General features: G+C 71.3%; 21 protein-coding genes and 1 pseudogene. 14 read left to right on the plus strand and 8 right to left on the minus strand.

What is annotated here, in order from left to right; all coding sequences use genetic code 11:
- Positions 1-18: 18 nt before the first annotated feature.
- The 5 genes from ACIPJI_RS13105 to ACIPJI_RS13125 all read left to right on the plus strand — a co-directional run bounded on the left by ACIPJI_RS13105 (position 19) and on the right by ACIPJI_RS13125 (position 5,608).
- Positions 19-1,419, plus strand: a complete 1,401-nt coding sequence (locus ACIPJI_RS13105; protein WP_356621722.1) for an MFS transporter — start codon at positions 19-21, stop codon at positions 1,417-1,419.
- 41 nt (positions 1,420-1,460) lie between these two features.
- Complete coding sequence (locus ACIPJI_RS13110; RefSeq protein WP_356621720.1) at positions 1,461-2,522, plus strand: iron ABC transporter permease; 1,062 nt, start codon at positions 1,461-1,463, stop codon at positions 2,520-2,522.
- 3 nt (positions 2,523-2,525) lie between these two features.
- On the plus strand, positions 2,526-3,611 hold the full coding sequence (locus ACIPJI_RS13115) for an iron chelate uptake ABC transporter family permease subunit (RefSeq protein WP_356621719.1): 1,086 nt from the start codon (positions 2,526-2,528) through the stop codon (positions 3,609-3,611).
- A gap of 2 nt (positions 3,612-3,613) precedes the next feature.
- Positions 3,614-4,450 carry an ABC transporter ATP-binding protein gene (locus ACIPJI_RS13120; protein ID WP_356621718.1) on the plus strand — a complete coding sequence of 279 codons (837 nt, stop codon included), beginning with the start codon at positions 3,614-3,616 and terminating at the stop codon, positions 4,448-4,450.
- A 99-nt stretch (positions 4,451-4,549) separates the two neighbouring features.
- Positions 4,550-5,608 (plus strand): ABC transporter substrate-binding protein, encoded by a 1,059-nt coding sequence (locus ACIPJI_RS13125; protein ID WP_356621716.1) that lies wholly within the window; start codon positions 4,550-4,552, stop codon positions 5,606-5,608.
- 70 nt (positions 5,609-5,678) lie between these two features.
- Here the strand turns inward: ACIPJI_RS13125 and ACIPJI_RS13130 are convergent, their stop codons facing one another.
- Positions 5,679-5,882 carry an MbtH family protein gene (locus ACIPJI_RS13130; protein WP_356621714.1) on the minus strand — a complete coding sequence of 68 codons (204 nt, stop codon included), beginning with the start codon at positions 5,880-5,882 and terminating at the stop codon, positions 5,679-5,681.
- A gap of 68 nt (positions 5,883-5,950) precedes the next feature.
- Positions 5,951-7,519 carry a (2,3-dihydroxybenzoyl)adenylate synthase gene (locus ACIPJI_RS13135; RefSeq protein WP_402246599.1) on the minus strand — a complete coding sequence of 523 codons (1,569 nt, stop codon included), beginning with the start codon at positions 7,517-7,519 and terminating at the stop codon, positions 5,951-5,953.
- A gap of 382 nt (positions 7,520-7,901) precedes the next feature.
- Here ACIPJI_RS13135 and ACIPJI_RS13140 point away from each other — a divergent pair, with 382 nt between their 5' ends.
- The 3 genes from ACIPJI_RS13140 (at position 7,902) to ACIPJI_RS13150 (ending at position 14,598) form a co-directional block, all read left to right on the plus strand.
- A complete protein-coding gene (locus ACIPJI_RS13140) occupies positions 7,902-11,441 on the plus strand; it encodes an amino acid adenylation domain-containing protein (RefSeq protein ID WP_402246157.1) in 3,540 nt (1,179 codons plus the stop codon).
- On the plus strand, positions 11,434-13,716 hold the full coding sequence (locus tag ACIPJI_RS13145; protein WP_402246159.1) for a salicylate synthase: 2,283 nt from the start codon (positions 11,434-11,436) through the stop codon (positions 13,714-13,716). Before ACIPJI_RS13140 ends, ACIPJI_RS13145 begins: the two co-directional genes overlap by 8 nt.
- Before the next feature lie 177 nt (positions 13,717-13,893).
- Positions 13,894-14,598, plus strand: a complete 705-nt coding sequence (locus ACIPJI_RS13150) for a 4'-phosphopantetheinyl transferase superfamily protein (RefSeq protein WP_356621708.1) — start codon at positions 13,894-13,896, stop codon at positions 14,596-14,598.
- A 63-nt stretch (positions 14,599-14,661) separates the two neighbouring features.
- On the opposite strand, the gene ddaH is transcribed toward ACIPJI_RS13150, so the two are convergent.
- Positions 14,662-15,609: a dimethylargininase gene (ddaH, locus tag ACIPJI_RS13155; protein WP_402246601.1), complete on the minus strand. Its 948-nt coding sequence runs from the start codon at positions 15,607-15,609 to the stop codon at positions 14,662-14,664.
- Between the two features lie 209 nt (positions 15,610-15,818).
- Between ddaH and ACIPJI_RS13160 the strand changes: the two genes are divergently transcribed.
- Positions 15,819-16,139: a chorismate mutase gene (locus tag ACIPJI_RS13160; protein WP_402246161.1), complete on the plus strand. Its 321-nt coding sequence runs from the start codon at positions 15,819-15,821 to the stop codon at positions 16,137-16,139.
- 356 nt (positions 16,140-16,495) lie between these two features.
- On the opposite strand, the pseudogene ACIPJI_RS13165 reads toward ACIPJI_RS13160, so the two are convergent.
- Positions 16,496-16,685 (minus strand): annotated as a pseudogene (locus ACIPJI_RS13165) (hypothetical protein).
- Between the two features lie 598 nt (positions 16,686-17,283).
- Between ACIPJI_RS13165 and ACIPJI_RS13170 the strand changes: the two are divergent.
- The 3 genes from ACIPJI_RS13170 (at position 17,284) to ACIPJI_RS13180 (ending at position 20,417) form a co-directional block, all read left to right on the plus strand.
- Complete coding sequence (locus ACIPJI_RS13170; RefSeq protein WP_356621704.1) at positions 17,284-17,895, plus strand: hypothetical protein; 612 nt, start codon at positions 17,284-17,286, stop codon at positions 17,893-17,895.
- Positions 17,896-18,277: 382 nt separating this feature from the next.
- Positions 18,278-19,651, plus strand: coding sequence for a PepSY-associated TM helix domain-containing protein (locus ACIPJI_RS13175; RefSeq protein WP_402246163.1), 1,374 nt, complete (start codon positions 18,278-18,280; stop codon positions 19,649-19,651).
- Between the two features lie 31 nt (positions 19,652-19,682).
- Positions 19,683-20,417 (plus strand): DUF1775 domain-containing protein, encoded by a 735-nt coding sequence (locus ACIPJI_RS13180; RefSeq protein ID WP_402246165.1) that lies wholly within the window; start codon positions 19,683-19,685, stop codon positions 20,415-20,417.
- A gap of 609 nt (positions 20,418-21,026) precedes the next feature.
- On the opposite strand, the gene ACIPJI_RS13185 is transcribed toward ACIPJI_RS13180, so the two are convergent.
- Genes ACIPJI_RS13185 through ACIPJI_RS13200 form a run of 4 tightly spaced genes read right to left on the minus strand, consistent with a single transcriptional unit; the run spans position 21,027 to position 22,077 of the window.
- A complete protein-coding gene (locus tag ACIPJI_RS13185) occupies positions 21,027-21,587 on the minus strand; it encodes a hypothetical protein (protein WP_356621699.1) in 561 nt (186 codons plus the stop codon).
- The gene (locus ACIPJI_RS13190) at positions 21,584-21,799 is read right to left on the minus strand and encodes a hypothetical protein (RefSeq protein WP_402246167.1); all 216 of its coding nucleotides are present in this window, start codon (positions 21,797-21,799) and stop codon (positions 21,584-21,586) included. The genes ACIPJI_RS13185 and ACIPJI_RS13190 overlap by 4 nt, the downstream gene beginning before the upstream one ends.
- Positions 21,796-21,930 (minus strand): hypothetical protein, encoded by a 135-nt coding sequence (locus tag ACIPJI_RS13195; protein ID WP_402246169.1) that lies wholly within the window; start codon positions 21,928-21,930, stop codon positions 21,796-21,798. Before ACIPJI_RS13195 ends, ACIPJI_RS13190 begins: the two co-directional genes overlap by 4 nt.
- Positions 21,931-21,933: 3 nt before the next feature.
- Complete coding sequence (locus ACIPJI_RS13200; protein WP_356621695.1) at positions 21,934-22,077, minus strand: hypothetical protein; 144 nt, start codon at positions 22,075-22,077, stop codon at positions 21,934-21,936.
- Positions 22,078-22,451: 374 nt separating this feature from the next.
- Here ACIPJI_RS13200 and ACIPJI_RS13205 point away from each other — a divergent pair, with 374 nt between their 5' ends.
- Both ACIPJI_RS13205 and ACIPJI_RS13210 read left to right on the plus strand, forming a co-directional pair.
- Positions 22,452-23,051 (plus strand): GNAT family N-acetyltransferase, encoded by a 600-nt coding sequence (locus ACIPJI_RS13205; RefSeq protein ID WP_402246170.1) that lies wholly within the window; start codon positions 22,452-22,454, stop codon positions 23,049-23,051.
- Entirely contained in the window at positions 22,991-23,716 is a 726-nt protein-coding gene (locus tag ACIPJI_RS13210) for a PhzF family phenazine biosynthesis protein (protein WP_402246172.1), read from the plus strand. Before ACIPJI_RS13205 ends, ACIPJI_RS13210 begins: the two co-directional genes overlap by 61 nt.
- The last annotated feature ends 180 nt before the right edge of the window (positions 23,717-23,896 follow it).

The raw sequence follows: 23,896 nt of genomic DNA on the forward strand, positions 1-23,896 counted from the left end.
AGAGGTGGAGGACCGGCGTTGCGCATCAGAGAACTGGCCCTGGATCTGTCCCCGTTGCGGGCCGGCGGCCCCCTCGGCCTGGTTCTCGCCACGCGCGTGCTCGCCCTCCTGTGCATCGGACTCACCTCGGTCGGTGTGGTCGTACAGGTCTACGAGCAGACCGGTTCGTCGGTCCAGGTGGGCGCCGTCAGTCTGGTGCTGGGCGCGGGACTGTTGCTGGGCTTCCTGGCCGGTGGGGTCCTCGCCGACCGCAGGGACCGCAGAGGGCTCATCCTCGTCGGCGGCGGTTGGGCCGTCGTCACCTTCGCCGCTCTGTCGGCGAACGCGGCGGCCGACCGCCCCGCGTTGTGGGTCGTCTACGTCTCCGGAGCGCTGTTCGGTTTCACCGAGGGAGTCGCGGAGACCGCGCTCACCGCGGTCGTTCCCACCTTCGTGAGCGAAGAGCACATACCCGCCACCGGTGCGCTCGTCACCGTCACCACCACCCTCGGATCGATCGCCGGTCCCATGCTCGGCGGTGTGCTCATCGCCGGACCCGGCCTCGCCGCCACCTTCGGCCTCGCGGCCGCCGGCACGGCGATCACCACGCTGCTGCTGACCCGCCTCGGCCCCATGCCGCCGACAGGCGCGAGCACACCTTCGCCCGGCGAGGAGGAACCGTCCGGCGTACCACCCACCAGGGCGAAGGAGAACGAGGCGCCGACGGCCGCCGAGGCGGGGCAGCCCGGAGTGCTGGAGTCCCTACGGGAAGGGTTCCTCTTCATCCGGGGCAGTCGCGTCGTCGCCGCCGTGCTCGTCGTGGACCTGTGCGCCGCGCTCTTCGCCACGCCGACCGCTCTGTACCCGGAGTTCGCGGAGGAACGGTTCGGCGGCGGGCCCGAGTTGGTCGGCCTGCTCACCACCGCTCCGATGATCGGCGCGGCGGTGGCCTCGCTCGCCTCCGGCTGGACAGGCCGTACACGCCATCAGTGGCGGGTGCTGTGCGCCACGGTGGCCGTGTGGGGCCTTGCGTGTCTCGGCTTCGGCCTCAGCCCGCTCCTCGGCTTCGGTCTGTTCTTCCTCGCCATCGGCGGCCTGGCCGACACCTTCTCCGAGATCATGCGCCGCACGCTGCTGATGCGGCACACCCCGGACCCCCTCCAAGGCCGGGTGAGCAGCCTCTGGCTCGCCCAGGCCATGACCGCGCCCGCGCTGGGAGGCGTCCTGGCCGGCCTCGCCGCGTCGGCGGTCGGCCCGTCCACCGCGGTCGCCGCGGGCGGAGCCCTGTGCGTCGGAACGCTGTGCCTCGTTGCGCTGCTCTACCGTCAACTGTGGCGGGAAACCGACGAGTCCACCGAACAGAAGAGCGATGGCTCGCAGGGTGTTCCGGCAGGTGGCGGCAACCCGGGGAGTAACAGTGACGCAACGGCGGCCACCTGAGCCTTGATGGCCGGTACTTAGGTATGGCTATCCTTTGCTTCGTGCTTCCGTATTCGCAGAGCCGGTCCGCGGCGTCGCCCGTTCGACCCACCGAGACGGTTCCGCGACGGACCTCCGTACACCTCGTCGCCGTCCCCGTGTGCCTGGTCGTGCTCGGGCTGCTCTGCCTGTGCTCCATCGCCCTCGGCACCAAGTGGATCGAGCCGGAACGCGTCCTCGAACTCCTGTGGAGCCCCGACGGCTCGGAGGAGTCCGGGATCGTCCATCAGATGCGGGTACCGCGTACCGAGTTCGGCCTCGTCGTCGGCGCCGCGCTGGGCGTGGCCGGAGCCCTGATGCAGGGTCTGACCCGCAACCCGCTCGCAGACCCGGGACTTCTCGGCGTCAGTGCCGGGGCCTCCCTCGGTGTCGTCCTCACCACCGGCCTGCTGGGCATCACCGCCCCCCAGGGCTATGTGTGGTTCGCCTTCGCCGGGGCCCTGGCCGCGATCGCCCTCGTCTACGCCCTCGGCAGCGCCGGAAAGGGCGGAGCGACCCCCGCCAAACTCGCCCTCGCCGGCGCCGCCGTCACGGCGCTGCTCCAGTCGCTCGTCAACGGCGTCCTCCTGTTCGACGCCGCGGCGCTCGGCGACTTCCGCTTCTGGGTCGTGGGTTCGCTGACCGGACAGCCGGCCGAGGTCCTCGTCGACGTGCTGCCCTTCATCGCCGTCGGAGCGGTGCTCGCCGCCACCACCGCTCCCGCGCTCAACAGCCTCGCCCTCGGCGAGGGTGTCGCCACGGCCCTGGGGCGGAACGTCGGTCTGGTGCGGCTGCGCGGCGCAGCGGCCGCCACGCTCCTCGCCGGAGGCGCGGTGGCCCTGTGCGGGCCGATCGCCTTCGTGGGGCTGGTGATTCCCCAGCTCGCCCGCCTCCTCACGGGCCCCGACCACCGCTGGATCATGCTGTACTCCGCGCTGCTCGGCCCCAGTCTGCTGCTCGCCGCCGACATCGCCGGGCGCCTGATCGCCCGGCCCGACGAGCTCCACGTCGGCATCGTCGTCACGGTGATCGGGGCGCCGTTCTTCATCGCGCTGGTGCGCCGCCGTCGACTCCGGGAGCTGTGAGCTGTGACCGTCACCGACACCACGCGCGGCGCCGCTGCCGTCCGCAACGCGGGCGGGGTGGTGATCCGGCTGCCCCGGGCCAGGGCCTCCTGGATCGTCCGGCCGCGCAGCGTCCTCGTGAGCCTTCTCCTCGCCGCAGCGGTGGCCGCGGCGTTCGTCGTCGAGGTCGCCTTCGGCGAACTCGACCTGCCGCTCCCCGGCGTGGTCCGCAGCCTCGCGGGCGGCGGCGACCCGACGACCGCCCTGGTCGTCCACAGCCTGCGCCTGCCCCGCGCGCTGGTGGGACTGCTGTGCGGCGCGGCCTTCGGCGTCGCGGGAGCCATCTTCCAGACGCTGACCCGTAATCCACTGGCCAGCCCGGACGTCATCGGCGTCTCCGCCGGAGCCGGTACCGCCGCCACCGCCGGACTGCTGATGGGCCTCGGCTCCGGACTCGGCCTGCAGACACTCGCGCTCGTCGGGGGCCTCGGGGCGTCGGCGCTCATCTACGTCCTCGCCTGGAAGAACGGCACGACCGGCTACCGCATCGTCCTCGTCGGCATCGGCATCGCCGCACTGTGCACCAGCGCCACCAGCTATCTGCTCCTCAAAGCCGGCGTCTACCAGGCCCAGCAGGCCCTGATGTGGCTCACCGGAAGTCTCAACGCGCGCGACTGGGAACACGTCGGCCCGCTCGCCATCGCCCTGGCCGTGCTGCTCCCGTGCGTGGTGCTGCTCGCGCCGTGGCTGGGCGGGCTGCAGTTCGGCGACGAGATGGCGAAGGCGCTGGGACTGCCGGTGCAGACCGCGCGCATCGCGCTGCTCGCCGTCGGCGCCGGGCTGGTGTCGTTCGCGACGGCCGCCGCCGGCCCCATCGCCTTCGTCGCTCTCATCGCGCCGCAGATCGCCGTACGCCTCGTCGGCGTGCCGGGCCCGGCGCTGCTGCCGTCCGCTCTCGTCGGCTCCTTCGTGGTCCTGGCGGGCGATGTGGTGGGACGTCAGCTTCTGCCGGGCACCGAACTTCCCGTCGGCGTCGTCACCGGTGTGCTCGGCGCCCCCTGCCTGCTCTGGCTGCTCGGCAGGTCCAACCGCACCGGCTCAGGAGGGTGACCGTGGAAAAGCGATCGCAGGGGCTCACCGCCGAGGGCCTGACCCTCGCGTACGACGGCCGCAGCGTGGTGAACGCCCTCGACGTGACGATCCCTGCCGGGCGGGTGACCGCAGTGGTCGGCGCGAACGCCTGCGGCAAGTCGACGCTGCTGCGCGGGCTGTCGCGGCTGCTCACGCCGAAGGAGGGCGCCGTCTACTTGGACGGCCGGCTCATCCACACCATGCGCGGCAAAGAGCTCGCCCGCCAACTCGGCATGCTGCCGCAGTCGCCCGTCGCGCCGGACGGCATCACCGTACTCGACCTGGTCAAGCGCGGGCGCAGCCCGCACCAGTCGTGGTGGCGCCAGTGGTCGCCCGACGACGAGCAGGCGGTGTACGGTGCCCTCGAGGCGACCGGCCTGCTGGAGCAGGCCGAACGCAGCGTGGACGAGCTCTCCGGTGGCCAGCGCCAACGTGCCTGGATCGCCATGGCGCTGGCGCAGGGCACACCGGTCCTGCTGCTGGACGAACCCACGAACCACCTCGACCTCGCGCACCAGATCGACATTCTCGACCTGGTCGTCGACCTCAACCGTGAGCAGGGACGAACCGTCGTCCTGGTGCTCCACGACCTCAACCACGCCTGCCGGTACGCCGACCACGTCATCGCCATGAAGGACGGACGGGTCGTCGCCGAGGGTGCCCCGCCCGAGGTGATCGACCGGGAGCTCATCGCCGAGGTCTTCGGCCTGAGCTGCACGGTCATCGAGGACCCGGCAGGAGGCGGCCCGCACATCATCCCTTTCGGCCGCCACCACGGCGGCAGGGCCGGTCACGAGCCCGCCGTCACCGCCCGCTGACAACCGCTCGCCACGATCCGCACCACCCAACCCCCCGCACGAACACCCCGCACCGTTCACCCTGCACGACCTGCGGCACGCCCGCTCGGAAGGACAGTCATGCCCCTTTTCAGAACTCCCGCGATCGAGTCCGGTCAGGCGGCCCGGATGGACCGCCGCCGCTTCCTCGCCCTCGGCGGGGCGCTGGCCGCCACGGGACTGCTGGCCGCCTGCGGTGACTCCGACAAGAGCAAGGGCTCGGGCAACAACGGTTCCGACAAGTCCGCCTCCGGCCCGTGGACCTTCACCGACGACCGCGGTAAGAAGATCTCTCTGCCCAAGCGGCCCGAGCGGATCGTCGCGCAGTCCCACCCGGCCGCCGCCCTGTGGGACTTCGGTATCCAGCCGGTCGGCCTCTTCGGCCCGCAGAAGACCGCTGACGGCAAGCCCAGCCCGCAGATCGGCAACGTCGACCTGTCGAAGACCACCTCGGTCGGCACGGCGTTCGGCGAGTTCCAGATGGAGAAGCTGATCTCCCTCAAGCCGGACCTGATCGTCACCATCGCCTACGGCCCGATGGTCTGGTACATCCCGGACGACGTCTACAAGAAGGTGGAGGAGGTCGCCCCGATCGCCGTCATCCAGCTGATGGGCGTGGCCGTGCCGGACGCCGTCAAGCGCTTCGGCGAGCTGGCCGCGGCGCTCGGCGCGGACCCGAAGAGCGCCGAGGTCGAGAAGGCCAAGGCCGACTTCGAGAAGGCCGCGGCGGGCGTCACCGCGGCCGCCAAGGCGAAGAAGGGCCTGTCGGTCGCGGTGGTCTCGGGCACGAAGGAGAATTTCTTCGTCGCCGACCCGGCCTTCCACGGCGATGTGAAGTACTTCCAGCAGCTCGGTCTCGACATCGTCAAGCCGGCGAAGCCCGAAGCCGGTTTCGAGGCGCTCAGTTGGGAGGAGGCCGGCCGCTACAAGGCGGACCTGGTCCTGGAGGACGCCCGCCCCGAGGGCGGCCTGACGCACCAGCAGCTCGGCGCCTACCCGACGTGGAAGGGCAGCCCGGCGGTCGAGGCCGGTCAGGTGTCGGACTGGCAGACGGAGACGCCGTTCACGTACCAGCGTTTCACCAAGGTGCTGAACGACCTCGCCACCACCGTGAGCAACGCCCGCAGCAACGTGGTGTGATGCTCGCTTCGGTCGAACACATCGGCCCCTGCCACGCGCGCGTGGCAGGGGCCGATGTACTTTTTCCGGTCTACTGAGCGTCGATCAGGCTCTTCGGGCGCAGATCGGTCCAGTTGGCCTCGACGTGGGCCAGCGCCTCGGTGCGGCTCACCGGGCCGAGGACCGACCGCCAGCCGTCGGGCGCGGTCTGGAACGAGGGCCACAGCGAGTGCTGTCCCTCGTCGTTGACCAGGACCAGGAAGGAGCCGTTCTCGTCGTCGAAGGGGTTCGTCATGGGGTGACGCCTTTCTCGGGTGGGGCGGTAACAGGAGGGGGACGGCCGGTGTGCGGCGCTGCCGGGGGTCAGGACCCGTCGCCGCAGTCGCGCTCCGCGAGCACGCGGCGCAGAGCCTTCTTGTCGATCTTCCCGATCGCGGTGAGCGGCAGGTCCGCGACCGTCTCCACCCGGTCGGGCAGCTTGAAGGCGGCCACACCGCGCTCCAACATGAAGGCCCGCAGCGCCTGAACCGTCGGCGCCGAGCCGTCGGGGACGACCACCGCGCAGATCCGCTCACCCTCGCCGGCGGGGTCGGGCACGCCGACCGCGGCGCAGCGCCGGACCTGCGGATGGGCCGCGACATGGCTTTCGACCTCCTCGGCGGAGACGCTTTCGCCGTTGCGGTCGATGGTGTCCTTGACCCGCCCCTCCACGATCAGGTGGCCGGACGCGAGCTGGCGGACCAGGTCGCCGGAGCAGTAGAAGCCGTCGGGGGTGAAGGCGGTGGTGTTGACTTCGGGGGCGCGGTAGTACCCGCGCAGCGTGTACGGGCCGCGTACCAGCAGCTCTCCGGCCTCGCCGGGCGCGACGGAGCGGCCGTCGGCGTCCACGATGCGCAGCTCGTCGTCGGCGCTGAGCGGCCGGCCCTGGGTCAGGGCCACCGTCTCGGGATCGTCGTCCGCGCGGGTGTAGTTGAGCAGGCCCTCGGCCATGCCGAACACCTGCTGCACCGAGCATCCGAGCGCGTCGGGGATGGTGCGGGCGAGGTCGGCCGAGAGCTTCGATCCGCCGGCCTGCAGGACGCGCAGGCTGGAGATGTTCGCGGGGTCCCACTCCGCCGCGTCGATCCACAGCGGGATCAGCGGCGGCACGAGCGCGGTGTGCGTGACACGTTCGGCCTCGATCAGCGGGAACGCGTCGCCGGGCGCGGGGGAGGCGGAGAGCACGACGCGGCCGCCCACCGACAGGGTGCCCAGCATGCCGGGGCAGGCCAGCGGGAAGTTGTGCGCGATGGGCAGGCAGGCGAGGTAGACGGTCTCGTCCGACAGCTCGCACGCCTCGGCGCTTGCACGGGCGTTGTACCCGTAGTCGTTGTGGGTTCGGGGGATCAGCTTGGGGACGCCGGTGGTCCCGCCGGACACCAGCAGGAGGGCGATGTCGGCCGGGTCGGGGTGGGGGAACTGCCGAGGCTCCGCGTCGACCTTGGCGAGCGCGGTGTACGGGCCCGGGTCGCCCGCGACCAGCACGTGACGCAGCTCGGGCGCCTCGGCCTGCACGGCGGCGGCCAGCTCCCGGTAGTCGAAAGCGGCGTACTCATCGGCGATGACGTACGCGACTGCCCCGGACACTCGGGCCAGGTGGCCGATTTCGGTGAGGCGGTGCGCGGGCAGGGTGAGGGCCGGGATCGCGCCGAGGCGGGCCAGCGCGAAGAAGAGGACGGGGAACGCGCCGGTGTTGGGCAGCTGCACGAGGACCCGGTCGCCGGCGCGTATGCCGAGGTCCGCCAGGCCGGCCGCCATTCGGTCGGCGCGCTCGTCCAGCTGACGGTAGGTGAGCCGGTCGGGTCCGGCTACGATCGCGAGCCGGTCGCCGTACTGGGCCGCCCAGTCGCGCAGCAGGGCTCCGAGGGTCCGGCCGTCCCAGTGGCCGGACATGACATAGCGGGCCGCGGTCTCCGCGGGCCACGGGGTCAGCCCCGAGGGCAGGGGCGAGGGGGGCTCGGTGGCGATAGGGGGCACGTTCGGCTCGACTCTCGTGGCCGGAGGGCGACTGGCGCTCCTCGCTGGTTTCCGCTCGTCATGGGGCGCGGAGACCGGGGGTCGTTCCCGGCATCCACAAACAGGTGTGGTTAGGTTAACCTAAGTCCCGTCGTTGCACACCTCCCGTCGCGAAGGGTGCTACTGGTGTCCATACCTGGCTGGTTAGGGGCGATTTGAGGACGGTTCGCCCTTCCTCGCGCCGAACGGTACGGACACCCACAGCCGTCCGGAACACGACTCCGATCACGACACGACGTCCTTAGGAAGAAGCCGCTTCATGCTGTCGATCGACGACCTCCGGCGTGTGGTCACCGACTTGCTCGGCCCCGGTGCCGAACCCCCCGGTGACGAGGACAACCTCATCGAACTCGGCCTGGACTCGCTCAAGCTGATGAGGATCGCGGATCGCTGCCGACGGACAGGACTGGACATCGGCTTCGCCGACCTGGCACGGCGTCCCACCCTGGCTGGCTGGGGCGGCCTGCTCGCCGAGGCGGGGGGCGCAGCCGGAGCCGCCGCACCGGCGCCCGACGACAGCCCCGCTGCCGCCACCCCGGCCGTTCCCGCGGCGCCGCCCGCCGCCTCCTCGGAGCCCGGCCACGGAGAACCCTTCCCGCTGGCGCTCATGCAGCACGCGTACTGGGTCGGCCGCGGTGGCTCCCAGGCCCTGGGGGCGGTGGCCGCCCACCTCTACACCGAGTTCGAGGGTTCCGGCGTCGACCCCGCCCGCCTGGGTGCCGCCGTCGCGGCGCTGGCGGAGCGTCACCCCATGCTCCGCGCCCGCATCCTCGACGACGGACGCCAGGTCATCGGAGCGTGGACCCGTGGCACCGCCCTCCACGTCCTCGACCTGCGAGACGCCTCCCCGCACGAGGTCGAGGAGCGGACCGCCCGCCTCCGCGAACAGCTGTCGCACCAGCTGCTCGACGTCGAGGACGGGCAGGTCTTCGACATCCGCGTCACCCTGCTGCCCGAAGGCCGCACCCGCGTCCACGTCGACGTCGACATGCTCGCCGCCGACGCCCGCAGCTACCGCACCCTGCTCGCCGATCTCGTACACCTCTACGAGCACCCGGAGCGGCCCCTGCCGCCCCTGGACTACACCTACGCCCGGTATCTGGCCGAGCGCCGCGCGCAGCCGCCACGCGACCAGGACGTGCGCTGGTGGCGCGAGCGTCTCGGTGAGCTGCCCGGCGCCCCCACCCTGCCCGCCCGCCCCGAGGCCGAGCGCGGCGCCGCGCACGGGGTGACCCGCCTGCACCACTGGCTCAGCCCCGAACAGCGCGCCCGCCTCACGGACCAGGCACGGCGTCACGCCGTCACCCCGGCGGTCGCCGCCGCCACCGCCTTCGCCGAGGTCCTCGGTGCGTGGAGCGGCGAGCCCAGGTTCCTGCTCAACGTCCCGATGTTCGACCGCCGTCCCCTCCACGCCGACGTGGACCGCCTCGTCGGCGACTTCACCAGCTCCGTCCTGCTCGACGTCGACCTGAGCGAGAACCGTACGTTCGCGGAGCGCGCCAAGGACGCCCAGGACCGGATGCACCGCGCCGCCGCCCACTCCTCGTACTCGGGCGTCGAGGTGCTGCGCGACCTCTCCCGCGAACAGGGCTCCCAGGTCCTCGCCCCCGTTGTCTTCACCAGCGCGCTCGACCTCGGCGAGCTGTTCGGGCAGGACGTGGAGCGCTGCCTCGGCGAACCCGTGTGGATCGTCTCCCAGGGGCCGCAGGTGCTCCTCGACGCCCAGGTCACCGAGTTGCACGACGGCCTCCTGGTCAACTGGGACGTCCGCGCGGACGCCTTCCCCGACGGCTCCGCCGAGGCCATGTTCGCCGCCTTCACCGACCTGATGGGCAAGGTGGCCGACGGCACCGCCTGGGACGTTCCCGTGGGGCCGCTCGCCACCGAAGCCCAGCTCGCCGTGCGCGCCGAGGCCAACAGCACCGACGGCCCGCTGCCCGAGCAGCCGCTCCACCACGCCTTCTTCGCCCGTGCTGCCACCGCACCGGACGCCCCTGCGGTCATCGCCGCCGACTCCACCGCCCTGACCTACGGTGAGCTCGCCGAGCTGGCGCTCCGCGTGGGCGGGGCCCTGCGCGCCCGCGGCATCGAGCCCGGTGACGCGGTGGCGATCCGCCTGCCCAAGGGGCCGGACCAGCTCGTGGCCGTCCTCGGCGTCCACGCGGCGGGCGCGCACTACGTGCCGATCGGCGTCGAACAGCCCGCCGCTCGCGCCGAGTCCATCCGCGCCCGCGCCGGAGTCAAGGCCGTCCTCGCCACCGCCGACGGCGATGCCGCCACCCTCCCGCTGGCCGAAGCCACCGCCTGGCCCACACCCCTGGCCGAACCGGTCCTCGCCGACCCGCGGTCCGTGGCCTACGTCCTGTTCACCTCGGGCTCCACCGGCGAACCCAAGGGTGTCGAGGTCTCGCACCGGGCCGCCGCCAACACCATCGACGACCTCGTCGAACGCCTCGGCCTCGGCCCTGCCGACCGTACCCTCGCGCTCTCCGCCCTCGACTTCGACCTGTCCGTCTTCGACATCTTCGCCCCCCTGTCGGCCGGCGGAGCCGTCGTCACGGTCGACGAGCGGACCCGCAAGGACGCCACCGCGTGGACCCGGCTGGTCCGGCAGCACGCCGTCAGCATCCTCAACTGCGTGCCCGGCCTGCTCGACATGCTGCTCACCGCGGCCGAACACGAGCCGATGGGCACCAGCCTGCGCGCGGTGCTGCTCGGCGGCGACTGGGTCGGCGTCGACCTGCCCGTACGGCTGCACACCCAGGTTCCCGGCTGCCGCTTCCTCGGCCTGGGCGGCACCACCGAGACCGCCATCCACTCCACGATCCAGGAGGTCGTGGGCGGCCAGGTGCCCGCGCGGTGGACGAGCGTCCCGTACGGAACCCCGCTGCGCAACGTCCGCTGCCGGGTTGTCGACGCCCAGGGCCGCGACTGCCCCGACTGGGTGGCGGGCGAACTGTGGATCGGCGGCGCCGGAGTGGCCGACGGCTACCGGGGCGACACCGAACGGACCGCCGACCGCTTCGTCGAGACCGACGGCTACCGCTGGTACCGCACCGGCGACCGCGCCCGCTACTGGCCCGACGGGACCCTGGAGTTCCTCGGTCGCGCCGACGACCAGGTGAAGATCCGGGGCTTCCGCATCGAGCTCGGCGAGGTCGAGGCCGCGCTGGCGCAGCACCCGGCCGTCCGCCAGGCCACCGCCCTGGTCATCCGCACCGGGCCCACGCCGCGCCTGTGCGCCGTCGTCGCCACCGGCGCCGGGACCGGGCTCGACGAGAACGAACTGAGGGCCAAGGCCGCCGAGCGGCTGCCGGCCCACATGCTGCCGGACACCATCGCCGTCCTGGACGAGATGCCGCTGACCGCCAACGGCAAGACCGACCGCCGCGCCCTGCGCGAACTGCTCGCCGCTCAGGCCGAGGAAGGCGAGCACGAGGTCGCGCGGTCCTCGCTGGAGGAGGTCATCGCCCGGATCTGGGCCGGTGTCCTCGGTACGGACCGCGTCGGACGCCAGGACGACTACTTCCAGCTCGGCGGCGACTCCATCCTCGCCACCCGGATCACCGCGCAGCTGCGCGGGGCCCTCGACACCGACGACGTGTCCGTCCACGACGTCCTGTCCTCCCTCACCGTCGCGGAGCTCGCCCGGACCCTCGCGGCTCGTGACGCCGACGGCCGGCTCGAACTCGTTGCCGAGATCTCCCTGGAGATCGACTCCTTGTCGGACGAGGAGATCGACGCCCAACTGGGCGACGTCCCGCAGCAGGCGGAGCACCCGGAGCGCGCCGATGGCTGAGCCGCTCGCCGGCCCGGCGGCAGCCGAGGCCGACGCCTGGTTCCGGCGGTACGCGCCAAGGCCGGACGCCTCGGCACGCATCGTGTGCTTCGGCCCGGCCGGAGGCGCCCCCGCCTTCTACCGTGACTGGGCCCGGGCCGTATCCGACGACGTCGAAGTGTTGTCCGTGGTCCTCCCCGGTCGCGAACGCCGCGCCGCGGAGCCCGCGCTGACGGACATGGAGACGCTCGCGGACGCCGCGACCGCCGCGCTGCTTCCGGTGCTGGACCGGCCGACCGTGCTGTTCGGCCACAGCATGGGGGCATCGGTCGCCTTCGAGGTGACCCGCCGTCTGGAGGCGACCGGCGGCCCCCGCCCCGCCGCCCTCGTCGTCTCCGGCAGGCCGAGCCCGCGCCGGCTGCTGGAACGCCCCTCGCCCGTGGCGGAATACGACGACGAGCAGATCGTCGCGTACCTGCGCGGCCTCGGCGGCACCCCGGACGAACTGCTCGACGACCCGGAGGCACGGGAGTTGATCCTCCCGCCCTGCCGGGCCGACTTCCAGGTCATCGGCCGGTACGCCCCCGAGCTCCACCCCCGCGTCACCACCCCGCTGCGCGTCCTGCTCGGCGACCGGGACGAGTCCGTACCGGACTGGGACGCGTCGCGCTGGAGCGAGGTCGCCACCCGGCTGAGCGGGATCCACGTCCTGCCCGGTGGCCACTTCTACCTGGTCGCCGAGCGGACGGCCGTCATCGACCACGTGCTGCGGTCGCTCCACGGGACCGGTGACGCACCCGCCGCCGTACCGCCTGCCGAACTGCCCCGCTCCACCGCCCCCCATGAGGGAAGCGCCCGCCAAGCCGGACGAGCCGACTCCGGGAAAGAGAGAGAAGCCGTGACCTTCGCCCCTGCCTACCACGAGCGCCGAATAACGCTGACCGGCGACGCGCTGAGCACCGCGGCGGCACTGTCGGAGACCTCGGCCGACGCCTACGTTCTCTACGAGAACCGGGGCGCCGTCGGCTGGGCGGAAGGCGAGTACGGCACGGTCGTCGTCCGCGCCGGCGGGACCACCCTGCGCCTCGGCGAGGCCGACCCGGTCGAGTTCCCCGCCGACCGCGGTGTGCTCCACGCGCTCGACCAGGCCCTGGCCGCCGTGCGGGTCGAGGGCTGGCGGGCCTACGGCTGGGCCGCGTTCGAGCTGAGCTACCCCCTGCACGGCCTGCCCGCCGCGGCCGGTGATACTCCGCTCGCCCACCTCGCCGTGCCTCGGCGCGAGGTCAGGATCGAGGACGGCGGCGCCCTGCTGCGCGTGCTGGACCCCGAGGACCTCGACGCGCTGGAGCAGCGGGTGCGTTCGGCGGCCGCCCTCGGCGGTGCGGTCGGCAGCACCGAGCGTGTGACCGCCGACGTCGAGCAGCATGACGCCGACGTCTACCGGGCTTCTGTGGCGGCGGCCGTGGAGGAGATCCGCGCCGGCAAGCTCACCAAGGTGATCCTCTCCCGCGTCGTGCCCGTCACCTCGCCCATCGACATGCCCGCCACGTACCTCGAAGGCCGCCGCGGCAACGACCCCGCCCGCTCGTTCCTGTTGCGCCTCGGCGGCTGGGAGACGGCCGGTTTCAGTCCCGAGATCGTCGCCCGCGTCACGGGCGAGGACGGCCATGTCGTCGCCCAGCCACTGGCAGGCACCCGCGCCCTGGTGGGTGACACGGAGGCGGACCGCGGCCGCCGCGCCGAGCTCTACCGCGACGAGAAGGAAGTCTTCGAGCACGCGGTCTCCGTACGCCTGGTGGCGGAGGAACTGGAACAGGTCTGCACCCGGGAGTCCGTCGCCGTCGACGACTTCATGTCGATCAAGGAGAGGGGCAGTGTGCAGCACCTGGCCTCGCGCCTGTCCGGTTCCCTCGCCCCCGGCAGGACCGCCTGGGAGGCGGTCGGCGCTCTGTTCCCCGCGGTGACGGCCTCCGGCATACCCAAGGCAGAGGGGTGCGAACTCATCCGCCGCGCCGAGCGCCGACCCCGCGGGCTCTACAGTGGCGCCGTGCTCACGGTCGACGCGGACGGCACGGTCGACGCCGCCCTGGTGCTGCGCAGCGTCTACCGCCATGAGGGGCGGACCTGGATGCGGGCCGGCGCGGGCATCGTGGCGCATTCGACCCCGGAGCGCGAGCTGGAGGAGACGCGCGAGAAGCTGCGCAGTGTCTCGCGCTTCCTGGTCCCGGCGGCCGAGACCGAGAGAAGGCCCCTGGCGTCCGCCCTGGACGAGCAGTCCGCAGCGTTGGCCCGCTGAGCCCGAGGGGGAAGGACCGGGGCGGTCGGCTGCGCGCGTTCGTGCGCGGCCGGCCGCCTCGTACGTCCGTACCGCAATGCGTCAGGGACGCGCAGCAACAGGAGAGTCGTGCAGTACGAGCACAGAGTTGACCTGCCCGGGTTTCCCCCAGGACCTGGCCGACCGCACCCGGGTGTCGTGGAGGTCTGGCGGTTCCACGCCACCCCTGAGGAGGTGGATGCCGCCGAGCGAAGGGCGGACATTCTCGGTCCTGAGGAGCGGCGGCGTGCGGCGGCCTTCCGGCGTCCTGCCGACCGCGATCTGTACCTCGTCTCCCACGTGGGACTGCGGGTGCTCCTCGGCTTCCGGCTGGGGCTGGCGCCCGCGTCCGTCGAACTGCGGCGCGCGGCCTGCCCGCTGTGCGGTGGCCCGCACGGGCGGCCGGAGGCAGCGACCGCTCCCGACCTCCACTTCTCCCTCTCGCACGCCCACGGGCTCGCACTGTGCGCCCTCGCCGGCACGCCGGTCGGCATCGACCTGGAGGCGGCCGCCTCCGTCCCGGACGCGAGTCTGGTGCGTCAACTGCACCCTGTCGAACGCGCCGCGATCGGACGGCTGCCGGAGAGTCGCCGCGCGGACGCCTTCCTGCACTGCTGGGTTCGCAAGGAGGCTTATCTGAAGGGCATCGGCACGGGCCTGGGGATCGATCCCGACATGGTCCATGTCGGCCTGGGCCCGCGGCATGGCGACACGTCGCCACCGGAACTCGACGGCTGGGGGCTCGCCACGGTGCCAGTGCCCCTGGGCCATGCGGCGGCGGTCGCCCTGCGGCATCCGGACGCATTCGCTGTCGAGGTCCGTGCGGCCTCGCTCGCTTCGTTCCCCACGACTTGTGCCGTGTGAAGGGCACGACAACGGAAAAGGCCGCGAGAGTCGGCGACCCGCACGGCCTTCCATCCGGGGAGTTCAGGAACTCGGGGTCTCCTCGTTGCCTGAACGCAGCTCCAGCGTGCAGCACTTCACGCTGCCGCCCGCCTTCAGCAGCTCGGAGAGGTCCACGCCGATCGGGTTGTAGCCACGGCCCCGCAGCTGTTCGGCGAGACCCGTGGCGTTGTGCGGCAGTACGACGTTGCGGCCGTCGGAGGTGGCGTTGAGGCCGAAGACCGCCGCGTCGTCGTCCGTGGCGATGACCGCGTCGGGGAACAGCCGCTCCAGAACCGCGCGGCTGCCGGGAGAGAAGGCCGGCGGGTAGTACGCGATCGTGTTCTCGTCCAGGACGGTGAGTGCGGTGTCCAGGTGGTAGTAGTTCGGATCGACGAGCGTCAGGCTGATCACCGGACGGCCGAAGAACTCCTGCGCCTCGCCGTGAGAGCGAGGGTCGCTGCGGAAGCCCGTCCCCGCGAGGAGCCGGTCGCCCACGAGGAGGTAGTCACCCTCCCCCTCGTTGACCAGCTCGGCCGTGCGCAGATCGGAGATGCCGTGCGCGCGCAGCCAGTTGTGGTATGCCGCTGCCTCGTCGACGCGCTCGGCGTCACGGAAACGGGCGACGAGAGCTCGCCCGTCCACGACGGTGGCGCCGTTGGCGGCGAAGACCATGTCCGGGAGGCCCGGCACGGGGTCGATGAGCTCGACGGTGTGACCCAGCTCCAGGTAGACCTCACGCAACCGCTCCCACTGTGCGATCGCCAGGGGGGTGTCGACGGGCTTCCGCGGGTCCATCCAGGGGTTGATGGAGTAGACCACGTCGAAATAGGTGGGCCTGCACATGAGATAGTGCCGGGGACGTGCTGTGTGCATGGGTGTAAGTCCCTGAGAGTCGTGGGCGGTTCGGAGTCGGTCACTCGTCTGGCGGGCACGGCGCCGAAGGTTGGCCGGGCCGGCCCGGGTCTGCTCGACCGGTGCGGCAGGTGTCAGAGGTGCCCGTCGCGGGTCATCTCCGGTGGCACCGCGGGGAAGCGCAATCAGTAAAGCAAGGCTTACCTAAATATTGCAATGGCGCGCTACGATGGGCTGGTTGTCGGCCCGACGCGGCCGCGATGCCCAGCCCACCTCGTGATGCCGTTCCGCTGTTGTGCGGATCGGCTCATTCCACCCCAGGTGCTTTCATACGGAAGGCGGTCGGCATGTCCAGGGACATGGATGCGCTCGCCGAGGACGGTCACCGGACCGTCGCCGAGCTGGATGAGTCGATCATCGACCTCGTCCGCAGGCGTACCGCCCTGTGCCGGGAGCTGACGGCGCTGCGACGGGCGGCGGGAGCCCCCGCCATCGAACTCTCCCGCGAGAACGCGGTACTGCGCCGCTATCGCGAGGCGCTCGGTCGCGAGGGAACGTCGCTGGCGATGCTTCTGATCGAGCTGGAGCGGCGCCCGCGTTCCATCCAGGTGCCGACAGCACGTCCGGCGCCCCTGGGCGAACGGCTCGTTCCGGCCGAGCGGCATTGAGTCCGGACGAGTCCAGACTGCCAAATGGCCACGAAGACCCCGCGAGGGCGCGGGCCTGTTTCCCCATGCTGCTTGGTCACGGTGGTCGGGTCATGAGGACCGGAGGGAGGCCGAGGTGCGGCAGGAGGTGGGAGCCGGAGAACCTGCTCGCGATCAGGGCGGAGATGGAACGGCGCTGGGGCACCATCGAGCTGCTGGATCCTCAAGGAGGCCTAGAGCGGGAGCCGGGGCTCGAGCACCCGCCGTTTTGCAGTGCCGCTTCCGGGCCGGGAGCCGCAGCCCAGCCGCTCCCACGTGCACCTGTCGGGGGTGAATGTACCTGAGCCGGTCGGTGGGAGACGCCGGACGGTCGGCCGTCAGGCTATGTCGTCCAGCTTCCCGGCCTTCGCCTCCTCGATGAGGAAGGCGAACTGGTCGGCGCTAGTCGTCCGTCAGAACCACACGGCGCTCCGCGGGGGCGCCGGGGTCGACGAACAGCTGCGGACAGCCGCAGTTGCAGTTGCCGCAGAAGGCGGCCACCGGCTCAAGACCGCTGATGTCGCTCATCGTCTACAACCTCTCAGGATCCACGGCAGTCGAGGCGGGGAGTGACCGCCCTGGGCTGCCTGGTGCATACCCCCTGCTGCGTGCCCACACGCACCACCGTGGAAGGCGCATCCTGCTTGAACGCACTGGGCTCCGGCCCCGTACCCCACATTGCGAGGACCACCGCAACCCCCTCGGTAGGGCCGGCCCAAGGGAGCGGATTTGCTATGACCGGGAAGCGCGACACCGTCACCGGGATGAGCTGCGGGCATTGCGCGGCGAGCAGCACCGAAGAGGTTGCCGGCGCCATCACCCGGCCTCCCGTCGGGCCATGCCTGTCTCCACGGCGGCTCCTGTTGCACGGTGACCCGCGGCCGACGCCACGACTGGCTAAAGGCTGTCCACCACCCGCGCTTGGAGAATTCCTCGCCCGGGCGAGCAGCGACGGGACGGACTCGGGATCGGGCGGCTGATGGAGATCTCTGCTCGGGCCGCTCGGCCGCCGACCCCCGTCGGCGGCGACCTGCCACGTGCCGCGCCGGGCGCAAAGATGCATAGAAGGCGTAAGTCGCGGCGCAACGCGGTATTGCCGCTGGGGGACTTGTGTAGGTTGACCCTCGTGCAGGGACCTGGAAGCAGCGCCAAGCGGGTCATACGTGGCCTGACAGCCGCGCTGCTGTGTCTGCTGCTCGGCTGTGTGAGCCACGTCTCAGCAGGTGGGCGGCTTCCCGGGTGGGGATGGCTCGCCGCCCTGTTCACGGTGCTCGCTCTGGTGGGCGTGGTGCTGTGCCGCAGGCGTCGCGGCTTCGACGTCCAGGTGCTGGTGTTGGGTGCTGCCCAGTTGGTGGTGCACATCGTCTTCCACCTGGCCGGTAAGGCGGCTGCTGATGTCGCGGCCATGTCGCCGGGACATGCGCACCTTCACGGCGTCATGGTGTCCAGCGCGGCTCCGGTCAGTGGTGGTGGTCACCACGCGATGTCGGTGGATATGACGGTGGCCCATGGTGCGGCAGCCTTGGCGACGGCGGTCTGCCTGGCCTACGGGGACCGGCTTGTGCGGCGGCTGGCCGCGATGGTCGTTCCCAGGTTGGGCTGCTTGCGGCTGTCGCCGCTACCGGAGCCCGCGCCGTGGTTGCTGCCGTGCGGCCCGCGGGTGCTGTGCGCCAGGTACTCGTTGTTGCTCGCGCGTTGCCTGCCCCGCCGAGGCCCTCCGCTGTCGATATCGGCCTGACGACACGTCGCTCCACGCGCTTTCACCATCCCGGCACAGCCACCGCTGTCCAGGGGCGGGCGCGGCATGCTGTTCTTCCTTGAGCGCGGCGTCAGGCCGGTTGCGCGGCTTCTGCCGCGATGTGCGCCGCGCTGCTCATGCAGCGGCGGTCCTCGACTCGACTTCGCGCTGAGCGCCTGCGGCCTGTCCGACGGGCGCGTACTTGGAGTTCCGCATGCCCACTTCGCCTCAAGATCCATCCATAGCAACGTCTGCTGGACTCACCGACCAGCCATCCGAAACGGGCAGTTCTGCGACGAGCGCAACGGCACCGCCCCGCTCATCCGCCGACGACACTGCCCGCTCGAAGAACCGTTCCCGGCAGGGAGTGCGAGCGCTGCTGATGCGCCTGCACTTCTACGCGGGCGTGTTCGTCGCGCCGTTCCTGATCGTCGCCGCCCTGACCGGCCTCGCCTACGTCTTCGCGCCGCAACTCGACCAGCTGGTCTACGGCGACCAGCTGACCGTCGAGAAAGTCGAGGGCAAGCCGCGCCCGTTGGCGGACCAGGTCGCCGCTGCCCGCGCCGCTCACCCGGAGGGGGCACTGGCCTCGGTCCTCACTCCGGCAACCGCGGAGGAGACCACCCGGGTGGTGCTGGCTGTCCCCGAGCTGGGTGAGAAGCAGCGCACCGTGTTCGTCGACCCCTACACGAACGAGGTCAAGGGCGCGCTGACCACCTTGTTCAACGCCACACCGCTGGCCATCTGGCTCGGCGAACTGCACCGCAGCCTGCATTTGGGAGAGGTGGGCCGGCTGTACTCGGAGACGGCCGCCAGCTGGCTGTGGGTCATCGCCGCCGCCGGACTGGTGCTGTGGCTGGTGCGCAGCCGGTCCAAGGAGGGCAAGTCGGTCCGACGGTCGCTCCTGCCCGACCGCAGCGCCCGCGGCGTGCGCCGCACCCGCAGCTGGCACGCCACCACCGGCCTGTGGCTGGCCGTGGGTCTGTTCTTCCTCAGCGCCACCGGCCTGACCTGGTCGAACTATGCAGGCGCCCGCTTCGAGACCCTGCTGGACAAGGCCCACGCCCACGCCCCCGAGCTCAACACCTCCCTGTCCTCCGGCCCTGGCGGCTCTGGCGACTCCCACGGCAAGCACGAGGACCACGGCGGGTCAGCCTCGTCCAAGCAGGCAGCCGATCCCATCGACGACATCGGCCCGGTGCTGGCCACCGCCAGGGACGCCGGGCTCACCGGCCCCCTGAAGCTGACACCCCCGGCGGACGAGCACAGCGCCTGGTCCGTCGCCCAGGACGACACCGTGTGGCCGGTCCACCTGGACCAGGTCGCCGTCGACGCCAAGACCCGCGAGGTCACCGCCCACAGTCGGTGGGGTGACTACCCGCTGCTGGCCAAGCTCACCAAGCTCGGCATCCAGGCCCACATGGGGAGGCTCTTCGGCCTGGCCAACCAGCTCCTGCTCGCCGCCACAGCCATCGGATTGCTGTTCACCACCGCCTGGGGCTACCGCATGTGGTGGCAGCGTCGACCCACCCGGGCCGACCGCAGCGTCCCCCTCGGCAAGCCGCCCGTGCGCGGAGCCTGGCGTCAGCTGCCCCTGCCAGTGCTTCTCCTCGGTATCCCGGTCGTGGTGGCCATCGGCTGGGCGTTGCCGGTCCTCGGCATCACCCTCATCAGCTTCCTGGCCGTGGACATCGCCCTCGGCCTCATCCACCACTATCGCCATAGCCGCAGCAGCATCGACGCATCGACCAGGTAGCCGACCGTACCCACCTCTTCAGGAGTCACTCTTGACAAAACGTCCCGCTCAGGTGTGTACCGCGCGCCGATGGACCGCCCTTACCGCCACCGCCGTCGCGGCCGTACTGGCCGCCGCTGCCCCTGCGTTCGCACACGTGGAGGTCACCGCCAAGGACGCTCGCGCACTGGCCACCGACGTCCGCCTGGAGTTCATGGCCGAATCGGAGTCCGCCTCGGCCGGCATCACCAAACTCCAGGTGTTCCTGCCCGACGGCATCAAACCGGCCGACGTCACCTACGCCGACGGCCCGAAGGACTGGAAGCTCACCCGCGAGGAGAGGACCTTCACCGTCTCCGGCCCAGCCGTGGCCACCGGCAAGGACGCCGAATTCGCCGTCACCATCCGCCAACTGCCCAACACCGAATCGCTGGTGCTCAAGACCCTGCAGACCTACAGCGACGGCCGCATCGACCGCTGGATCGAACGGGAGGAATCAACCGGCCACGGGCACGGCAACGCCGCCGCCCCCCGGCTCGATCTGAAACCCGCCGCCGCAAGAGTCAGCCCCAGCGCCACCGCCAAGGACACATCCTCACCCAGCAGCAGCGCGACGACGCAAACCCCCAGCAACACCGCCGGCCCGGACACTGACCGGAAGGACGCCGCAGCCCAGCGGGACGACGCCACCTCCCCGCTCCTGCCCGTGGCCCTCGGCGTGCTCGCGCTCGCCGCGGTCGGCGGCGGGATCTGGTGGCGGCGCCGTAGTGCCGCCACCCGCCGCTGACCCACCAAGCGGTGCCCGGCCCGCGCGGGGTCGGGCACCAGGGAGCGTCACGCCGTGTTCTCGTACAGCTGCGGAGGACGTGTTCCCAGGGCACCACCGCATCCTTCCTCGGTGCGGAGGCCGTCACCTGGGACCGGTCCCCCCGCCAGGTTCGACTCGACGACACCGCCGTCGCGGCTTCGACAACCGTTGGTGACCTTGGTGGACGGGGGAGTGGAGCCGATGTAGGCGAAGGCCGCCTCACTTGTGGTGGGTTGCTGTCGCCGCCCGGGTCCTGTATCCAGTAACCGCGCGAGGAGCCAGTGGAGCGGATGGCGGTGACGATCCGGCAGACCCGCCGGCCGTTGTACGGGGAGAGTCGCTTGGTGCCCTGCACGGCGGCGATGGTGACCGTGGCCGCCGACGCCGGTGCGGGCAGGCGAACAGGCGGTCGCCAGTGTGCCGGCCAGTGCGAGGGTGGTCAGCGGACTTGGGTGCCGCGGGTCCACGGGAGGTGGATATGGGTGGCGAATCCATGAGGGTCCCTTTCGCGAGCAGGGACTGACAGTTCGAGCAACCACCTCATGTCCAGCAGGCCCGGCCGGGCCGCCTCGCCAGGCCGCACTGGGGTCAGCTGTCGCGGCGCACCAGCCGGTAGCCGAACTTCCGGCCTGTGCCTTCCGACCTGCGCCGGGCTGCGCTGTTCCTGAAGCCCTGCGCTGCCGTGACGAGCCGGTCCACGCGAAAGTTGTCCCGGCGCCAGCGCTGGAATGCCGAGCGCGACATGCCAATCTGCGCGGAGGCATCCCAGGTGGTTCTGCCGTCGCAGATGGCCTTCAGCACCACGGCGAGGCCCAGCGGATTGATCGCGGGACCGTTGAGGTGGTGATGCTCAAACATGGCTCGGGCCGCTTGCATGGCGGTGGCGAAGGCCACGTCATCTGCCAGCCATTGGCTCAGGGTGTTCTGTGGTACCCCCGCAGACTCCGCGCAGGCGGCGTGGGGCAGCCCCATGGCCGCCCCACGCAATGCCTCAGCCCGGCGCAGTGCGTTCTCCATCTTGAGGTCCGCGACCGGATAGCAGGCGGCGAACAGGGCACGTTGCGCATGGTCGGCGGCAACCGAGGCGGCAATCACGTCGTCCGCCCACCCCTGGTCGTGGCGAGGCTCCTCGTCGCGTGTATCGGTCACCGGGCCTGCCTTCGTGCGAAGCGGAGGCGGTCACGGCCGCTGTGCCTCAGCGGGAGGGAGAGGGAGCCGGAGTCGCGGCGCAGGAGGAGGACGGCGGTGGTGGCCAGTCCGGTCAGGAGGACGAGCCAAATGCGGAGGATGTCGGGGTTGGGCGCGTAGGGGAGGAGCCAGGAAGCGCTGAGTCCGACGGCCCAATAGCCGATGACAGTCATGCGGAAGCCCTCCTGGAGAAACCCGTCATCGCGGTGTCGGTGGGCGTCAGCGCCACCTGCGCGAGCTGGGTGAGGACGAGCACGGCGAGGTTGACCAGGGCGCTGCTGTCGCGGAGGAGGGTGGTCAGCATGGGTTACCGGTTTCTGCGGGGTGTGGCGAGGAGTTCCTCGATCTCGCGCTCCACCTCGCCATTGAGGAGATCGCGTTCCTCTATCCACTCGTCGTTGAAGACGGTGTCCATGTACTCCTCCCCGCCGTCGTTGATGAGGGCGACCATAGTCGTTACCGGGGCAGCGAGGACAGGTGGGTCAGGGCGGCGGATACCGGGAGCCGGCTCACGCTGGACGGCCGGCCCCTGGCGAGCGGCACGCAAGCAGACATGGGTCACCGAGCGCCGCGACCGCTTCAGCAACTTCCGGAAACGCCGGTGTGAGACCTGGCGACCCCTATGACCAGCAGTGAGAGGCTGACGTGAGCCAGTACCCCGACTTGGGCGATCAAACCCTGTGGAACGCGTCCAACGGGGCGTCCCGGCGGTGATCGCCGATACCACCGACGGACCAGTCGGGCCCCGCATACTGGTCGACCCGGTGCCCGGCCCACCCGTGCGGGTAGCGTCACACCCGCCACGGATCACCAAGGGGGTAGGGCATGGGCCGGGAAGCAGCACCACTGGCAGGCGCACATGTGCGGCTGGAACCGCTCGCGCACAGTCACCACGACGACCTGTGCGAGGCGATCCGTGACGGCGAGTTGTGGAACCTTCAGGTGACACTCGTTCCCCACCCCCGCGACGTGGGTGCCTTCATCGACGACGCGCTCGCCGCTCACGCCGCCGGTACCCAGCTCGCGTACGCGACCGTCGACCTGGCCGGCGGGCGTATCGCCGGGTCGACCCGGTTCATGGAGATCAATCTGCCGCATCGCCGACTGGAGATCGGCTTCACGTTCCTCGGCCGGTCCTGGCAGCGCACCGCCGTCAACACCGAGGCGAAGCTGCTCATGCTCACCCACGCCTTCGAGACGCTTGGCATGAACCGCGTCGAGTTCCTCACCGACGTCCGCAACAGCACTTCGAGGGCCGCAATCACCCGTCTCGGCGCCACCCAGGAGGGGGTCCTGCGCCAGCACATGGTGATGCGCGACGGCTGGATCCGCGACTCCGCGCTCTACAGCCTTACACGCTCCGAGTGGCCGGACGCGAAGAACGCCCTCGCGGCCCGCCTCGCGAACGAGCCGCCCGCTTTCTGACGGCTCGCCCAGGCCTACAGGTCCGAGAAGCACTACGCGAAGTCGCCGTCCCGCCGGCACTCGACTGGGCCCGACGAACCGGGCCCTACCTGCCCACCCTCCATGCGGCGGGGCGTGTCTTCACCGGCTGGGCCATACGTGAGAAGACGTACATCCGGGCTGCCTTCGACCCTGGTCCAGTCGACCTCCGCGAGCCTGCAGCGATCGAGCGCGACCTCCTCCTGCCGGCACTCGGCGTCACCTCCGGCACTCTCGCTCCCGGTGCCCGCGTCGCCTCGGTGGGGCGATCGCGGTTGCTGGTTCCCGTGTCTACGCAGTCCGCTCTCGCCAGCCTCGACCCGGACCACGAACGGCTCCGTGCCGCCTGCGACCGTCTCGATTTCCTTGGCTGTTACGTCTACTCCGTGCCGACACCCATCGGCCGCCTCGCGGCTCGCATGTTCGCCCCGTCGATCGGCGTCATGGAAGACATCGCCAACGCCAACAGCACTGCCTGTCTCGCAGCCCACCTGGCTGCTCAGAACATCAGCCACATCACCGTCGACATGGGTGACACACTGGGCAGGCCGGCCACGATCACCGCCACCACGCAGCACAGCCCGTCGGGCCCGCTCGTCCGCCTTGGTGGAACCGCGGAAGTCACCCACAGCGTCCCCCTGCCGTAGCCGGCCCCGCAGGCCCCAGGTGCAGCGCACTGCCAGCCGGCTGACGCCCGCGGCGGGTCGGACGTTGAGGGTCTTCCGAGCTGGGGCACCAGCCGGAAGTGGGCGGCGTGGTACTGGATCGCGACCCTGCCCTTGCCGGTGCGGCACGGCGAGCCGGCCGGGGCGCAGCTGGACGTGGCG

Origin of the sequence: Streptomyces sp. NPDC086835 (genome assembly GCF_044745705.1) — a bacterium.
In the GTDB taxonomy this organism is placed as follows: Bacteria; Actinomycetota; Actinomycetes; order Streptomycetales; family Streptomycetaceae; genus Streptomyces.

Excerpts from the sequence above, each read along its gene's own strand:
- ACIPJI_RS13125 (WP_356621716.1), top strand. The coding sequence starts at position 4,550 with ATGCCCCTTTTCAGAACTCCCGCGATCGAGTCCGGTCAGGCGGCCCGG.
- ACIPJI_RS13135 (WP_402246599.1), bottom strand. The coding sequence starts at position 7,519 with ATGTCCGGCCACTGGGACGGCCGGACCCTCGGAGCCCTGCTGCGCGAC.
- ACIPJI_RS13195 (WP_402246169.1), bottom strand. The coding sequence starts at position 21,930 with ATGCTGACCACCCTCCTCCGCGACAGCAGCGCCCTGGTCAACCTCGCC.
- ACIPJI_RS13130 (WP_356621714.1), bottom strand. The coding sequence starts at position 5,882 with ATGACGAACCCCTTCGACGACGAGAACGGCTCCTTCCTGGTCCTGGTC.
- ACIPJI_RS13205 (WP_402246170.1), top strand. The coding sequence starts at position 22,452 with ATGGGCCGGGAAGCAGCACCACTGGCAGGCGCACATGTGCGGCTGGAA.
- ACIPJI_RS13200 (WP_356621695.1), bottom strand. The coding sequence starts at position 22,077 with ATGGTCGCCCTCATCAACGACGGCGGGGAGGAGTACATGGACACCGTC.
- ACIPJI_RS13145 (WP_402246159.1), top strand. The coding sequence starts at position 11,434 with ATGGCTGAGCCGCTCGCCGGCCCGGCGGCAGCCGAGGCCGACGCCTGG.
- ACIPJI_RS13190 (WP_402246167.1), bottom strand. The coding sequence starts at position 21,799 with ATGACTGTCATCGGCTATTGGGCCGTCGGACTCAGCGCTTCCTGGCTC.
- ACIPJI_RS13160 (WP_402246161.1), top strand. The coding sequence starts at position 15,819 with ATGTCCAGGGACATGGATGCGCTCGCCGAGGACGGTCACCGGACCGTC.
- ACIPJI_RS13140 (WP_402246157.1), top strand. The coding sequence starts at position 7,902 with ATGCTGTCGATCGACGACCTCCGGCGTGTGGTCACCGACTTGCTCGGC.
- ACIPJI_RS13175 (WP_402246163.1), top strand. The coding sequence starts at position 18,278 with ATGCGCCTGCACTTCTACGCGGGCGTGTTCGTCGCGCCGTTCCTGATC.